The sequence below is a fragment of the Aquimarina ulvae genome (assembly GCF_053613295.3).
In genome coordinates this window covers 412,134-426,451 of sequence record NZ_JBSIBP030000002.1, presented here as the reverse complement: position 1 = coordinate 426,451, position 14,318 = coordinate 412,134, and the positions used below count along the sequence as shown (strand labels likewise).

The following is a 14,318-nucleotide window of genomic DNA, read 5'->3' as shown; positions in this document are numbered from 1 at the left end:
ATATAATGTCTCAAGTTACGGGTAAAGTATCACAAATTGTAGGTCCGGTTATAGACGTAGCATTCGCTGCCGGTACTGAATTACCAAAAATTTACGATTCGTTAGAAATTAATAAAGTAGACGGTACCAAGTTGGTGTTAGAGATTCAATCTCACATTGGTGAAGATACTGTGCGTACGATCGCGATGGATTCCAGTGATGGATTAAGCAGAGGAATGGAAGCTGTTGCAACAGGTTCTGCGATACAGATGCCGATCGGTGGAGACGTGTATGGACGTCTATTTAATGTAATCGGTGACGCAATTGATGGTCTTGGAGATCTTCCTAAAGCTGGAGATAACGGTCTTCCTATTCACCGTCAGGCACCTAAATTTGAAGACTTATCAACTTCTACAGAAGTTTTATTTACAGGTATTAAAGTAATTGATCTTATCGAACCTTATGCAAAAGGAGGTAAGATTGGATTGTTTGGAGGAGCTGGTGTAGGTAAAACGGTATTGATTCAGGAGTTGATTAACAATATAGCAAAAGGTCACGGTGGTCTTTCTGTATTCGCAGGAGTAGGAGAAAGAACTCGTGAAGGAAATGATTTACTTCGTGAGATGTTAGAGTCAGGAATTATCAAGTATGGTGATGACTTTATGCACTCTATGGAAGAAGGAGGATGGGATCTTTCTAAGGTTGATAAAGAAGTAATGAAAGAATCTAAAGCAACTTTCGTATTTGGACAGATGAACGAACCACCAGGAGCACGTGCTCGTGTTGCGCTTTCTGGACTTACGATTGCAGAATATTTCCGTGATGGAGCTGGAGATGGACAAGGAAAAGATGTACTTTTCTTCGTAGATAATATTTTCCGTTTTACACAGGCGGGTTCTGAGGTATCAGCACTTCTAGGACGGATGCCATCAGCGGTAGGATATCAGCCAACACTGGCAACAGAGATGGGTGTAATGCAGGAACGTATTACTTCTACTAAAAAAGGATCTATTACCTCTGTACAAGCGGTATATGTACCTGCAGATGATTTAACGGATCCAGCACCAGCAACTACGTTTGCTCACTTAGATGCAACAACGGTATTATCTCGTAAGATTGCTGAGCTTGGTATTTATCCAGCAGTGGATCCATTAGATTCTACATCAAGAATTCTTACAGCAGATATTTTAGGAGATGAACACTATAACTGTGCACAACGAGTAAAAGAGTTATTACAGCGTTATAAAGAATTACAAGATATTATTGCAATTCTTGGTATGGAAGAATTATCTGAAGAAGATAAATTAGCGGTAGGGCGTGCACGTCGTGTACAACGTTTCTTATCTCAGCCATTCCACGTAGCAGAACAGTTTACTGGTATCCCAGGATGTTTAGTGGATATTAAAGATACTATTAAGGCATTTACAATGATTATGGATGGTGAGTTAGATCACTTGCCAGAAGCAGCGTTTAACCTTAAAGGTACAATCGAAGAAGCTATTGAAGCTGGTGAGAAAATGTTAGCTGAAGCGTAAATTGTAATGAGATGTTAGTAGTGAGTAGTGAGAATGATTGTTTCTCATTATTTTCTAAATACTAATGTGCTCAATACTCAATATTTATAAACTATGTATTTAGAAATAGTAACTCCAGAAGCAGTTTTATTCAGTGGCGAAGTAACTTCGGTTGCGGTGCCAGGTGTAAACGGAGAGTTTCAGATGTTAGATAATCACGCACCTATTGTTTCTTTGCTTGCTAAAGGAAATGTAAAAGTGTACGGCGACATGAATTTAGAAGAAGAAGTTGCTGATAAATTCACGAAAGAGAGTGGGGTAACTCTGCTTGCTATAAACTCTGGAACTATCGAGATGAAGGATAATAAAGTTATTGTATTAGCAGACTAATCAAATAATTTTAATAACGACACAAACCCAAATTCTAATCAAGGAGTTTGGGTTTTTTTGTTTAAAGTACATACATATAATTGATATAAGATTTAAGCAATTGGAGGCTTTGCTAGCAGGAGGAATCAATTATTACTTATCATATTTAGTGGATGAAGTATTTTAACGGGCTAGTAAATTTTAGTAAAGTGTATACCTAAAATCCTCATTTCCAATCCCAACAAATAAGATGCCATTTTATTTGATCTACTTCATAAATGACCAGCTTTTTGAAGCCTATAGCATAGTGCGCATTTAAGGATCTTAAGTTGTTTGCAGCTACTTCTGTGATCAGGAGATCAAATTTTTCTTGTAATTCGAGTTTCATTTTTTGATATAACTTCCTGAATATTCCTTGACGACGATACTCCTTGTCAATACAAACTTGACCCATAACAATGTAGGTAGTATTTTCACTAAGGTGTTCTTGAATTTTTTTAAACATAGGTATAAGAACTTCCACATCATTTCCAAAATCTTTTGTCATACATAACGTATAGCCAATAACTTCATCATTGTCTTTAGTAATAATATGAGGTTGTTGATCATTCATCTTTTTTAGAATATTTAGATCATGTACTACCGTCACAAAACCTTCTTTTTTCTTCTCGACTTTAGAAATTGAACTAATTAGATTTTTTTGTTGAAGTTGAAGGATTTGTTCTAGTTCTTTATGAGATGTGACAGCGGTATATTTTAGATCTTGAATAGCCATCTTTATAACTTTAGAATTAAGATATAAAGATAGGATTATACACCTATCTTTGCGAAAAAATTATTTATGCCAAATCAGTTTCTTAATTTAGGAGTTGCAGCTCCTTTGCAAAAGAGTTTAGCGGATCTGAATTTTTCTATTCCTACAGATATTCAAGAGAAATCCATTCCAATTTTATTAAATGAGAAAGATGATTTTGTTGGGTTAGCAAAGACTGGAACAGGAAAAACTGCAGCCTTTGGCTTACCTTTGCTACAATTGATTGATTTGGATAGACCAACAATTCAGGCTGTAATCCTTGCTCCAACAAGAGAATTAGGACAACAGATTTATGATAATTTAATATCTTTTTCTACATATTTACCAACGATATCAATAGCTTCAATATGTGGTGGAGTTCCGATTAAACCACAAATAGAACGTGTAAAAAATACTACTCATATTGTGGTAGCAACTCCAGGACGTTTAATTGATTTAATAAAGCGGGATAAAATTGATATAAAAAGTGCTGATTATTTGATTCTTGATGAAGCTGATGAAATGATTAGCTCTTTAAAAGAAGGATTAGATGAAATCGTAGCAGCATTGCCAAAAAAAAGAAGGACAATTTTGTTCACTGCAACAATGCCGGGAACGATAAAGCAGTTGATCCAGAACTATATGTCTAAACATGTGATTCATGTGACTGCGGATATGGAGACGATTGGACACCAGGGTATCGATCATCAGTATGTTGTTGTAGAGCCTATAGAGAAATTAGAAGTTCTCATGCATTTTCTTAGTGCTAGAGAAGGGGAACGAGGTATTATTTTTTGTAAAACGAAAGCAGCAGTTAATAAACTAGCAAAAAATCTGGCAATTAATAAATTCTCTTCTGGGGCACTTCATGGAAGTTTATCACAACCCATCCGAGATAGGATAATGGGTCAATTTAGAGAAGGTCATATACATATCCTTGTTGCTACAGACTTAGCTGCCAGAGGAATTGATGTAAAAGAAATATCGTATGTGGTGAATTATCATTTACCTGATGTATACGACACTTATGTACATCGTAGCGGAAGAACCGCGAGAGCAGGAGCTAAAGGGTTTTCATTAACAGTATTGCAAAAAGAAGAAGTTGAAGATTTAGAAGAGTTTACAGAAGAATTAGGAATCATATTTAACGAATTCAAAAAGGCAGATCCGCAAAGTATAGAAGAGAATAATACGCTCTTGTGGGCTAAGAAAATATTTAAAACCAAGCCTAATCATAATGTATCAGTAGATTTTAAAGAAAAAATTAAAACTGTTTTTCATCATCTTACAAAAGAAGAATTGATCGAGAAAGTACTAGCGAATCATCTGGTAGAAACAACAAATAGTACCTCTCCGAAATTAGAAATCTTTAAAAAGAAAAAGAAGTAACCCCTTTTTCCAGATATCTCATTGAGGCTTATAAGAATATAAACGTCTTTATAAGCAAAAAAGGCTATTTTAAATTTAAAACACGTAGTTTCGCGCCTGATTTAGAAAAATCCTGTTTATGAAGCGTATTAACGAATATAAGAAGTTGTTTTCTGTTGAAAAAGAAATAGATCTTAAAACACTAAAAACTAAATATAGAAATTTAGTAAAAGAGTGGCATCCAGATAAATTTATGGAGGGAGATTCGATGCGTGAAGAGGCAGAAGAAAAAAGTCGAAAAATCATTGATGGCTATCATTTCTTGGTAAGTATAGCGCCAGAAACAAAAGCAGCCAATCAAGAAGCATATAACCGAACTATATCTGAATCAGGTATAGCTGATTTTCAACATAAAGGAATGCTATTAGAAATTTCCTTTTTAGATGGTACTACCTATGAATACTTTGGTGTTCCTAAAAATATCTATGTAAAACTGATTAATTCTGAAAGACAATTTAGATTTGCAAAAAGAAGTATTTTTAACTCTTACTTATATAGAAAATCAAAGAAGGCTTTAGAAAAGGCCTAACGAATAAGAATACAACAAAAACTGTTTTTTGAATATCAATACCAGTTTCATTGTATAATTTATAGGTTTCTTAATTCTTAATTCTTAATAAGGATGAGAGATTCCAGATAGTTTGGTAATATTTTTTAAGGTTAAGAATATCATTTTCCAATCATTTGATTTTAAAAAAGAAAAATCTCGTTGAAACATCTTATGTGTATTCTCCCTTTTTATAACTCCTGTTTCTACAATTTTAGGAATACCATTTTCAAATAATAGTGCTTGTGGAGTTGTTTCTATAGCATTAATATCATATACTTTTCCGTTATACAGTGGTTGTATAGTTGGCACATTCGTATGCCCCACTATGATGTGAGCTGCATTGTAAAATTTAAGAATGTCGTCTAATTCTTTATCTGTTATTTTTTTAACGGTATCATTTTCTCTTATATATCCTCTATATTGGGTTACTCCAGTTTTTCCCAGTATCACTTCTTTAAGATCCTTGTCAACAGATTTGTTAGCCCAATAGTTCCACATTCCTTGATTTAATTGTTTGATAGAATATTTTTTTTCAACAGTACTTGGACTGATGCCTCCATGGGTAACGATTGTATTTCCTATTTTTAGTAATACTGGACGAGTTCTCAACCATTTTCCTAAATAGGTTTTGTCAGAAAAAGCATCCTCAAAAGACATCATTTCTTGTATAGCAAATAAGTTTGTAGGATCTACTCTACTAAAATTTCCTCTTACTATATACTGCTCGTGATTTCCGAGTATATAATGAACCATTCCTCCAGCGCGTTCTGCTTGTTCAGATAGTTTAATAATTTTCCAAAGAACTGTATGTACTTCGGTTCCTCGATCTACCATATCTCCTGCGATAACCAAGTGGTTATTATCAAAATTCCAATTGCCAAGAGAATCAATAATCGTAAGGTTTTTTAATAATGTATCCATATATTGATGATCTCCGTGAATATCACTAATAAAACATGCTTTATCAGGCATTGTGGTTATTTCAGTAATGGGTTTATTGATTTCTGGAAGAATAAAATTTTTCTTTTGATTTTGAAAGGGAATATTGAAACTTTTGATATTAGAAGAATGTGTTTCGTGATGCACTGTTCCTTTATAATACCAATTTACTGAGATTGTTTTATCCGCTTCATAGGTAACAATTGGGCCTTCTATAAAATTGTCATCAAATGTTGGGGTATCTGCTGCTCCTGCCAAGTTTATATTAAAGTCAATGTATTTTGATTTTATAGGTACTTTTAGTGTATTATATATTCCATTCTCGGTTAAAAGTACCTCACTTTGATTTAGTTTATAGAATATGACACTAAGAATTATTAGTAGTATAGATAGAACTGGGTAAAGTAAGAACAGTTTCCATTTTTTTATTTTCTTCATTTTCACTTTTGATTTAAGATTAGACAATGGTATCTCTAAGCAATGATTTTTGATCATTACAGACAGGATGCAATTCAGAAAGTTTTATTTAAATAGTAGTAAGAATTATTCTTTAATATATTCTAAAATATCCGATGGCTGGCACTCTAATGCCTCGCAGATTGCTTCTAAAGTCGAAAAGCGTATGGCTTTAGCTTTTCCTGATTTTAAGATAGATAGGTTTGCTGTCGTTATACCAATTTTTTCAGCCAGATCTTTACTTTTCATCTTCCGTTTGGCTAACATAACATCAAGGTTTACAATTATTGGCATAGTTATATAGTTAATTCGTTTTCTTCTTGTAACGTGAATCCCATCTTAAATATGGTTCCAATAAATCCTGCAAATACTCCTAGTCCTACATGCAACAAGCCCGAAACAATATCATCTAGAGCAATTGTTTTATTCATTGAAATTCCAGCTGCAATATAAACAACAGGGAAAATTAAATTCAGAATAGTAAACCATCTTAAATTTTTAATTGCTATTTCTGTAAAAAGTTTTTCACCACTAAATGTTTTGAAAATTAGTGATAACAGAAAGAAAAAGACCGCATAAAAAATGAAGAAACATAACATTGCAATAAATGTAGTTACATCATATCCACCTTTTATAACAGAAGTGGTAAAGGGAACTTTTATTTGAAAATAATTTTCATCCGTAATGATAAAATTTTTAAATAATAAAGATGTTATTATAAACAACAAGAAGAATGCATATCCAAAGATTATAAGTCTAGTACAGTAAAAAAGTACCGTTGACAACGATTTTTTTCCGAACATTTTTAGTTTCATAATTTATATGGTTAAGTCGTTTTCTTCTTTTAATAATCGATTGACTTTTAGCATTTCTGAAAATAATGTAAAGAGGAAACCACAAGATAAAATAAAAAGACATCCTAAAAAGTTCATACCCAAAATAAGATGTTCTTTAGCAAAAGCAAAGTCTTCCAGTAAACCAATACCCATAAAGCTAGTAGCCATAAATCCTGTAATTAGTAATACCTTTCCAATAATTTTGAAATCTTTTATAATGAAACTCGACTCGTGTTCTTTTCTTTTAGACCATTTTTTTATAGTCTTGTTTAATTTGTAGGCAGAAAATAAAATTCCAATTACTACTAAAATGGAAATAAGCCAAAGAAATTTTACTGCTACATAGAGCCCTATAGAAATATCTACATTTAGAATCTCTCGAAAATCTTTGAAGATAGAAATAGGGCTACTATACAAGTTAAGGAAGGCTGATATAGCGATTAAATAAAATATTCCTGATAATGAGGCCGTAATAGTTTTAATTTTTTTCATGATGATAATTTTATAATGACAAATATATATAAATTATCGTAAAACAATAATTTTTTATTAAAAAAAGATATTTTATTATTGTTTTAAAGATTGTTTCTTAGGTTCTAGAAAGCATAGTATAGTGTTATTTTATTGTATTTTAGCACTATGGAAGGTTTGCCATATAAACTTCGAAAAAAACTTGAGGATAGGGAAGCGCATAATTCATTGCGAAGTCTTCCTAAACAAAATGGTTTAATAGATTTTGCAACAAATGACTATATAGGCTTTTCCTCATCCAAGCAGATTTTTGATAACACCCATAAATTATTGATAGAACGAGAAATATATCAAAATGGGGCAACAGGCTCACGTTTACTATCTGGAAACCATGAGTTGTATAGTGAAACAGAAACTAAGTTGGCGGAGTTCCATATGGCTGAAACAGCATTGATTTTCAACTCTGGTTATGATGCTAATATTGGTTTTTTTTCATCAGTGCCACAAAGAGAAGATATCATTTTATATGACGAACTGATTCATGCCTCAATCCGGGATGGAATCACCTTGAGTAATGCCAAATCCTATAAATTTGCTCATAATGATATAGAAGATCTTCAGCGTCACGTGGAGCGTAATCGAAATGTAAATAATGCAAATAGGGAAATTTATATAGTAACTGAATCGGTATTTTCTATGGATGGAGATACGCCTGATCTAGAGGTGTTAGCTGAGTTTTGTGAAGAAAATAACTGTCACCTTATCGTAGATGAAGCACACGCCACGGGTGTTTTTGGAAATCAAGGCGTTGGTCTCATTCAGGAATTAGGGTTGGAAAATCAAGTGTTTGCACGCATACATACTTTTGGAAAAGCGCTGGGTTGCCATGGATCAGTAATCTTAGGATCGACGGAATTAAAAAACTACTTGATCAATTTTGCCAGAAGCTTTATGTACACGACTGGACTGCCGCCACATTCATTGGCTACAATACAAGCTGCTTATGATGAATTGAAAATAACAACTGAAATTGAAAAACTTCGAGATAACATTCAGTTTTTTAATAAACTACTTGAAGTCAAAAACCTAAAAAATTTATTTATTAAAAGTAACTCCGCGATTCACTGTTGTGTTATTTCTGGAAATGAAAAAGTAAAGAAGACTGCATCACTACTACAGGAGAAAGGATTTGATGTAAAACCAATATTATCACCAACAGTTCCTGAAGGAAAAGAAAGATTACGTTTTTGTTTACACTCTTATAATCCCCACGAACAAATCAAAAAGTTAGTATCTTTAATGGATGACTCATTACGTGGTAAATTTTGTTAAAAGAAACATTGCTTATTCCAAAACTTGGAAGAGTACTTTCTTAATAGGCATTATTGTTGGTTTTATTGTCGCTGCGATTATTATTTTCTTGAAACCTTTCGATAGTGCTCAATTTAATTCAACTTTTAAATATTTACGCTTATCAGGATACAGTTTAACAATATTGATACCGATACTGTTATTTCATCCTATTGAGAACAGCTGGTATATTAAACAACAGTGTAGATGGTATGTCTACAACGAGATTGCTTACATTTCAGTTGTTCTCCTGATAATCATAATGTCTTCTGCTTCTTATGCATTTTATATTGTAAACGAATCAACAGAAATAACTTTTACATATTATAAAACTTTTCTAATTAGTTTTGGTCTACCATTTATTCCGATTGTATTGCCATTATGGATATATCTTCGGTATTATTTTGGAAGTATCGAAATACCGGTAGGTTCTAAAAAATTGGAACACGACATCACCATATTAGGAGATAACAAAGAAGATAGATTGGATTTAAAATATGAAAACTTTGTTTATGCCCAATCACAGCAAAATTATGTTCTGATTTATTTAGTGGATAATAATCAACTGATACAAAAAATCATCCGTTGCACACTTTCTAATTTAAAGATACAAATTCCACACGCTTGGCAGGTTCACCGATCTTTTCTTGTAAATCTTCACTATTTATCTTCTGTGAAAGGAAATACCCGAAAAAGATATATGACCCTCACGATGGATAGTGACACTATTCCTATTTCTCAAAAATACTATGAAGCGCTGAAAAAACATATTTCAATTTCGTCCCAGAAAATACAAAAATAGCCCTCTAAATTCAATTTCAGCACAATATATTCAATACCGTCACTAAATTTTTAAGGAGTCTTTTTTTTCATTTCTATTTGTGAAAACATTTAAAAATTGAAATTATGACACGTATAGTTATTGTAATATTATTCTCAGTATTTAGCTATCAGATAGATACCAAAACAGATCCTTTTTCGAAAAGAAAGAATTTAATTTCTACTATAGTTAAACTGACAAATGAACAGATTTGTAACCCCTCATTTTTGGAAACTGAACAATGGAGTGAATTTCTTACATACATCAAATCCGAAGATGTCCTTGCATTGGATAATAATGCATTTGCAAAGGCCTTTAATAAAGCTTCGAAAGAATTGACCTTTAGTCATTTTTATCTAAAGACTAATAGAAATAGTAATACAAAAACAAAGGTTGATCTAGCCTTTGAAACAGAAGAAATAGATAACAAGACTGTAGTGCTTCGTATCCGTAGGTTTGAGCCGCAAGCAAGTGAAATGACAAAAATCGTACAACGGATTAATGAAAAACAGTATAAGAATCTTATTATTGATTTAAGAGATAATGCAGGGGGTACATTAGATGCAGCCATAGTTTTGGGAAGGTTTCTGACCAATGAAATGATTGACGCAGGAACTTATATTAATAGATCCTGGTTTATCGAAGAAAATAGATACCCCACTACAGAAGAAATCAAAACCTTTCCATTTATTAAAAGCTTAAATCATAAAGGCTTCTTGGAGGCTTCTGGAAACCCTGTATTTAGAATGGTGTTACCACCTCATCAAAATACAATTTATAAAGGCAGTGTTATTGTGCTAACAAATAGTAGAACAGCCAGCACCTGTGAACCTTTTGTACATATATTAAAAGAAAAGAATATAGCAAAAATCATTGGAGAACCAACGGCAGGAGCTATGTTGAGTAGTCAGACTTTTAAACTTGATAATGATTTCTCTTTACTTCTTCCGGTTCAGGATTATGTGACAGCTGAAGGGCTTAGATTAGACCAGCACGGAGTAATGCCAACTATTAGGACGACCTCAGATAAGGCGCTCGAGGAAGCATTAAATCAAATTGAGTAAAAAGAATATAAATCTTTTATGCTAATAAGCACAGGAAATTATTCTGTGCTTGGTTACTTTTGTGTTATGAAAAAGGTTTTTATAACAGGTATCGGAACAGATGTAGGTAAAACGATAGCTTCAGCGATTGTAGTTGAAGCACTGCAAGCGGATTATTTTAAACCGATTCAGGCAGGAGATTTATCATATTCGGATACTGATAAAGTAAAGGAGTTGGTATCAAATACGAAATCCATATTTCACCCAAACAGCTACGCTTTGCAGACTCCTATGAGTCCTCATGCGGCGGCAGAAATTGATGACGTGACAATTGATTTAAAAGTAATTAAATTACCAAAAACAAAGAATACTATTGTAATAGAAGGTGCTGGCGGATTATTGGTTCCTCTAAATGATCAGGAAACTATTTTAGATATTATTGAGAAGGATTACAAGGTAATTGTAGTTTCTAGACATTATTTAGGGAGTATTAATCATACACTTCTAACAATTCAATTATTGAAAGAAAAAGGTTTTGACCCTGTAATTATTTTTAGTGGAGATGAGCATACGACTACAGAAGATATTATCAAAAAGATGACAGGTGTACATATAATTGGCAGGATTGATAATGAGCCCTATTTTGATAAAAATGTAATTGCAGAATATGCAGATTTGTTTAGAGATAGATTATAAGCCTTATGAATCTGAAAGAGAGAGATAAAAAGCACCTTTGGCATCCCCTTACGCAGCATAAAATGCATCCGGATGCATTACCCATAATAAAAGCAGAAAAAGCATTATTATATGATGACAAGGGAAACGAATATATAGATGGTATCGCTTCTTGGTACACAGCGATGTATGGTCATTGTAACCCATATATTATAAAAAAGGTACAGAAACAAATGCGGACGTTGGACCAGATTGTTTTTGCAGGTTTTACGCACGAGCCCGCAATTCACCTTTCTGAAGAATTGATTAAGATATTACCTGATAATCAAGAAAAGATATTCTTCTCAGATAATGGTTCTACTGCAAATGAAGTAGGAATTAAAATGGCATTGCAATATCATTTTAATAAAGGAGAAAAGAGAAATACCATTATTGCTTTTAATGATGGGTTTCATGGGGATACTTTTGGAGCGATGTCAGCATCAGGATTATCTGTTTATAATGGTCCTTTTGAAGACTTTTTTATAGATGTACAACGAATCCCAACTCCTAATAAAGAGAATTTTCAAGAGGTAATAGAAGAATTGTTTAATATTCTTGCTATCTATGATGTAGCTGCATTTATTTATGAGCCATTAGTTCAGGGAGCTAATGCAATGCATATGTTTGAGGCGCAATATCTAAATGAGATTCTTCAGATTTGTACTGCTAATAATGTTATTACAATTGCAGATGAAGTAATGACTGGTTTTGGTAAGACCGGAAAAAACTTTGCTTCTGAGTATGTGAAGACCAAACCGGATATTATCTCTATGTCCAAAGCACTAACCGCTGGTTTCGTACCAATGGCTGTAACTAGTTGCACACAGGATATTTATAATGCATTTCTAGATGATTCCGTGGGCAAAGCATTTTTTCATGCACATACCTATTCTGCTAATCCAATAGCGTGTTCTGTAGCAATAGCAGGCATAGAGCTTTTACGTTCAGAAGAAATTCAGGAAAATATTGAAACTATTATAAAATCTCATCACGATTTTGATAGTCGTATAAAAAATCATTCTAAGGTAAAAACTACTCGTCAACAAGGAGTTATATATGCACTGGATCTAAATATAGAGATGGATCGTTATGGTAAAAAAAGGTATGAAATTTTTGATCATTTTATGCAAAACGGTGTTTGCCTTAGACCATTAGGAAAAACAATCTATATTTTACCTCCATATGTTATTACCAAAGATCAATTGGATAAAATATATGACACTATCGAAGAATTACTGGATATCGTTTGATAAATAAATTATTCATTATTTTCGCCTTTTCCCCAAAGTAAATCAACAGTTTCGTTGTTTTCTTCTAGTATAACATACAATTCGGAATATGTCCAAGTATCATTTTGTTTGGTCCCTACAATATATATTCTGGCCTCTCCATCAGGACCTTTAATCGGTATAGAAATATCTACAGAACCTTCATCATTTTTGAAATTTAAGCTGCCATTCATAATACCATTCGTTTCTATAGGTTCCCCCAACATTTGGACAACGTATTCATCTTGTTGCGCTTTTGTGAGCCCATCCTGATACGGTGCGGAATTTGTAAAGGCTGTGGAGACACCAAATATAACGGAGCCAAGAAATGCAAAAAATACGATGATTAAGGTAAGACAGCCTCCTACTGGTATTACCCAAGGCCAATTTCTGCTAAACCAACTTTTACGAGGTATGTGTTCTTCCATAATTAAAAATATATGATAATTACATTATAGGTACAGGTTTCTTATGTTTTGTTACATTCAAAAGGATTTTTTAAACAAATAAAAAAGCATTTCACAGTTGAACAAAATGAGACAAACCCCTACATTTGCTGAAAAATTAAGTGTTGCAAAACCCAGTATCCATAACCGGAATTTCATCCATTTCTCCATTAGGAATAAGCTCCAAAGAGATATGGAATTTATATAAGAAATCATCGCATAACATTACTTTTGAAAATTTTACGGGTAGTCCAGCTCCTATTGCCAGGCTACATTCGGTAGCTAAGCAAGCAATTGAAAAGCTAAAAGAAGAGAACTCTCAGTATGCTTCTTTAGATGATTCTGTTCTGTTTGCATTATTTGCAGCAAGAAATGCTACAAAAGAAGCGAAGTGGGAAGAAGATTTTAATTTTGGAGTCAACATCGGGTCTTCCAGAGGGGCGACTGGTTTGTTTGAGAAATATCACAAAGAGTTTTTGCAAACCAATCAATCTTCTACCTTAAGTTCTCCAACCACAACTTTGGGTAATATATCCTCTTGGGTCGTACAAGATTTAAGAACCAAAGGTCCGGATATTAGTCATTCTATTACCTGCTCTACCGCTTTGCACGCAGTACTAAATGGTATTGCCTGGCTTCAGTCTGGTTTAAGCAATAAGTTTTTGGTTGGTGGAAGTGAGGCCCCACTGACTCCATTTACGATTGCACAGATGAAGGCCCTGAAAATTTATGCTTCAGATAAAAACGTAGCATATCCGTGTCAGGCAATGAACTGGAGTAAAACCAAAAATTCTATGTTTTTAGGAGAAGGAGCAGGAATTGCTTGTTTAGAGAAAGGAATTAAACAAAATGCATTGGCGCTGATCACAGGTATTGGCTATGCGACAGAGCCGTTGACACATAATATCTCCATATCTACTGATGCAGATTGTTTCCAGAGATCTATGAAAATGGCTTTAGGAACAATAGATCTACATAAAATTGATGCGATTGTACTCCACGCTCCAGGAACGATAAAAGGCGATAAGGCAGAGTACAATGCCATTAAGGCCGTGTTTGGTGAGAACATTCCTGCACTGACTACCAATAAATGGAAAATTGGACATACGTTTGGAGCTAGTGGAATTCTTAGTATGGAACTGGCAATATTAATGATGAAACATCAGAAGTTTATACAAGTTCCATTTATAGCGCACAAAAAACCCCCGATAAAGCTTAAAAAAGTTATAGTAAATGCTGTAGGTTTTGGAGGAAATGCCGTTAGTATTTTATTAGAAATCCCTGAAAAATAAAAAGTCATAAAAAGTAAATTGTTATAAAAACTATCGAAATTGATAAA

Annotated in this window: 16 protein-coding genes; 10 read left to right on the top strand and 6 right to left on the bottom strand. The window is 33.4% G+C overall.

All coding sequences use genetic code 11. The annotated features are described in order from the left end of the window. Window positions 1-5: 5 nt before the first annotated feature. Window positions 6-1,514: a F0F1 ATP synthase subunit beta gene (atpD, locus tag ACWGOQ_RS05505; RefSeq protein WP_452056128.1), complete on the top strand. Its 1,509-nt coding sequence runs from the start codon at window positions 6-8 to the stop codon at window positions 1,512-1,514. Window positions 1,515-1,607: 93 nt separating this feature from the next. Beyond that, entirely contained in the window at window positions 1,608-1,883 is a 276-nt protein-coding gene (locus ACWGOQ_RS05500) for a F0F1 ATP synthase subunit delta/epsilon (protein WP_452056129.1), read from the top strand. A 205-nt stretch (window positions 1,884-2,088) separates the two neighbouring features. Here the strand turns inward: ACWGOQ_RS05500 and ACWGOQ_RS05495 are convergent, their stop codons facing one another. Next, window positions 2,089-2,637: a GNAT family N-acetyltransferase gene (locus tag ACWGOQ_RS05495; RefSeq protein ID WP_452056130.1), complete on the bottom strand. Its 549-nt coding sequence runs from the start codon at window positions 2,635-2,637 to the stop codon at window positions 2,089-2,091. Window positions 2,638-2,703: 66 nt separating this feature from the next. Here ACWGOQ_RS05495 and ACWGOQ_RS05490 point away from each other — a divergent pair, with 66 nt between their 5' ends. Together ACWGOQ_RS05490 and ACWGOQ_RS05485 are read left to right on the top strand one after the other, a co-directional pair. Next, a complete protein-coding gene (locus tag ACWGOQ_RS05490; RefSeq protein WP_452056131.1) occupies window positions 2,704-4,044 on the top strand; it encodes a DEAD/DEAH box helicase in 1,341 nt (446 codons plus the stop codon). Between the two features lie 118 nt (window positions 4,045-4,162). Next, on the top strand, window positions 4,163-4,612 hold the full coding sequence (locus ACWGOQ_RS05485; RefSeq protein ID WP_452056132.1) for a KTSC domain-containing protein: 450 nt from the start codon (window positions 4,163-4,165) through the stop codon (window positions 4,610-4,612). 84 nt (window positions 4,613-4,696) lie between these two features. On the opposite strand, the gene ACWGOQ_RS05480 is transcribed toward ACWGOQ_RS05485, so the two are convergent. The 4 genes from ACWGOQ_RS05480 to ACWGOQ_RS05465 all read right to left on the bottom strand — a co-directional run bounded on the left by ACWGOQ_RS05480 (window position 4,697) and on the right by ACWGOQ_RS05465 (window position 7,356). After that, window positions 4,697-6,010: a metallophosphoesterase gene (locus tag ACWGOQ_RS05480; protein ID WP_452056133.1), complete on the bottom strand. Its 1,314-nt coding sequence runs from the start codon at window positions 6,008-6,010 to the stop codon at window positions 4,697-4,699. 105 nt (window positions 6,011-6,115) lie between these two features. Continuing rightward, a complete protein-coding gene (locus ACWGOQ_RS05475; RefSeq protein WP_452056134.1) occupies window positions 6,116-6,322 on the bottom strand; it encodes a helix-turn-helix domain-containing protein in 207 nt (68 codons plus the stop codon). A gap of 2 nt (window positions 6,323-6,324) precedes the next feature. Further along, the gene (locus ACWGOQ_RS05470) at window positions 6,325-6,843 is read right to left on the bottom strand and encodes a DUF2975 domain-containing protein (RefSeq protein ID WP_452056135.1); all 519 of its coding nucleotides are present in this window, start codon (window positions 6,841-6,843) and stop codon (window positions 6,325-6,327) included. A gap of 3 nt (window positions 6,844-6,846) precedes the next feature. Beyond that, complete coding sequence (locus ACWGOQ_RS05465) at window positions 6,847-7,356, bottom strand: hypothetical protein (RefSeq protein WP_452056136.1); 510 nt, start codon at window positions 7,354-7,356, stop codon at window positions 6,847-6,849. A gap of 147 nt (window positions 7,357-7,503) precedes the next feature. On the opposite strand from ACWGOQ_RS05465, the gene ACWGOQ_RS05460 reads away from it, so the two are divergent. The 5 genes from ACWGOQ_RS05460 to bioA all read left to right on the top strand — a co-directional run bounded on the left by ACWGOQ_RS05460 (window position 7,504) and on the right by bioA (window position 12,515). Continuing rightward, window positions 7,504-8,667 carry an aminotransferase class I/II-fold pyridoxal phosphate-dependent enzyme gene (locus ACWGOQ_RS05460; RefSeq protein WP_452056482.1) on the top strand — a complete coding sequence of 388 codons (1,164 nt, stop codon included), beginning with the start codon at window positions 7,504-7,506 and terminating at the stop codon, window positions 8,665-8,667. Between the two features lie 280 nt (window positions 8,668-8,947). After that, the gene (locus ACWGOQ_RS05455) at window positions 8,948-9,487 is read left to right on the top strand and encodes a LytTR family DNA-binding domain-containing protein (protein ID WP_458202434.1); all 540 of its coding nucleotides are present in this window, start codon (window positions 8,948-8,950) and stop codon (window positions 9,485-9,487) included. Between the two features lie 104 nt (window positions 9,488-9,591). Next, on the top strand, window positions 9,592-10,569 hold the full coding sequence (locus ACWGOQ_RS05450; protein WP_452056138.1) for a S41 family peptidase: 978 nt from the start codon (window positions 9,592-9,594) through the stop codon (window positions 10,567-10,569). A gap of 66 nt (window positions 10,570-10,635) precedes the next feature. Then, window positions 10,636-11,244 carry a dethiobiotin synthase gene (gene bioD, locus ACWGOQ_RS05445; RefSeq protein WP_452056139.1) on the top strand — a complete coding sequence of 203 codons (609 nt, stop codon included), beginning with the start codon at window positions 10,636-10,638 and terminating at the stop codon, window positions 11,242-11,244. A 5-nt stretch (window positions 11,245-11,249) separates the two neighbouring features. Beyond that, window positions 11,250-12,515 carry an adenosylmethionine--8-amino-7-oxononanoate transaminase gene (gene bioA, locus ACWGOQ_RS05440; protein ID WP_452056140.1) on the top strand — a complete coding sequence of 422 codons (1,266 nt, stop codon included), beginning with the start codon at window positions 11,250-11,252 and terminating at the stop codon, window positions 12,513-12,515. 8 nt (window positions 12,516-12,523) lie between these two features. On the opposite strand, the gene ACWGOQ_RS05435 is transcribed toward bioA, so the two are convergent. Continuing rightward, window positions 12,524-12,961 carry a cytochrome c oxidase assembly factor Coa1 family protein gene (locus tag ACWGOQ_RS05435; RefSeq protein WP_452056141.1) on the bottom strand — a complete coding sequence of 146 codons (438 nt, stop codon included), beginning with the start codon at window positions 12,959-12,961 and terminating at the stop codon, window positions 12,524-12,526. Between the two features lie 143 nt (window positions 12,962-13,104). Here ACWGOQ_RS05435 and ACWGOQ_RS05430 point away from each other — a divergent pair, with 143 nt between their 5' ends. Further along, entirely contained in the window at window positions 13,105-14,271 is a 1,167-nt protein-coding gene (locus tag ACWGOQ_RS05430) for a beta-ketoacyl synthase N-terminal-like domain-containing protein (protein ID WP_452056142.1), read from the top strand. The last annotated feature ends 47 nt before the right edge of the window (window positions 14,272-14,318 follow it).

Bases quoted from the DNA above. Each gene is read 5' to 3' on its own strand.
- ACWGOQ_RS05495 (WP_452056130.1), bottom strand. From the start codon at position 2,637: ATGGCTATTCAAGATCTAAAATATACCGCTGTCACATCTCATAAAGAA.
- ACWGOQ_RS05465 (WP_452056136.1), bottom strand. From the start codon at position 7,356: ATGAAAAAAATTAAAACTATTACGGCCTCATTATCAGGAATATTTTAT.
- ACWGOQ_RS05480 (WP_452056133.1), bottom strand. From the start codon at position 6,010: ATGAAGAAAATAAAAAAATGGAAACTGTTCTTACTTTACCCAGTTCTA.
- bioA (WP_452056140.1), top strand. From the start codon at position 11,250: ATGAATCTGAAAGAGAGAGATAAAAAGCACCTTTGGCATCCCCTTACG.
- ACWGOQ_RS05470 (WP_452056135.1), bottom strand. From the start codon at position 6,843: ATGAAACTAAAAATGTTCGGAAAAAAATCGTTGTCAACGGTACTTTTT.
- ACWGOQ_RS05435 (WP_452056141.1), bottom strand. From the start codon at position 12,961: ATGGAAGAACACATACCTCGTAAAAGTTGGTTTAGCAGAAATTGGCCT.
- ACWGOQ_RS05455 (WP_458202434.1), top strand. From the start codon at position 8,948: ATGTCTTCTGCTTCTTATGCATTTTATATTGTAAACGAATCAACAGAA.
- ACWGOQ_RS05450 (WP_452056138.1), top strand. From the start codon at position 9,592: ATGACACGTATAGTTATTGTAATATTATTCTCAGTATTTAGCTATCAG.
- atpD (WP_452056128.1), top strand. From the start codon at position 6: ATGTCTCAAGTTACGGGTAAAGTATCACAAATTGTAGGTCCGGTTATA.
- ACWGOQ_RS05500 (WP_452056129.1), top strand. From the start codon at position 1,608: ATGTATTTAGAAATAGTAACTCCAGAAGCAGTTTTATTCAGTGGCGAA.
- ACWGOQ_RS05485 (WP_452056132.1), top strand. From the start codon at position 4,163: ATGAAGCGTATTAACGAATATAAGAAGTTGTTTTCTGTTGAAAAAGAA.
- ACWGOQ_RS05490 (WP_452056131.1), top strand. From the start codon at position 2,704: ATGCCAAATCAGTTTCTTAATTTAGGAGTTGCAGCTCCTTTGCAAAAG.
- bioD (WP_452056139.1), top strand. From the start codon at position 10,636: ATGAAAAAGGTTTTTATAACAGGTATCGGAACAGATGTAGGTAAAACG.
- ACWGOQ_RS05460 (WP_452056482.1), top strand. From the start codon at position 7,504: ATGGAAGGTTTGCCATATAAACTTCGAAAAAAACTTGAGGATAGGGAA.
- ACWGOQ_RS05475 (WP_452056134.1), bottom strand. From the start codon at position 6,322: ATGCCAATAATTGTAAACCTTGATGTTATGTTAGCCAAACGGAAGATG.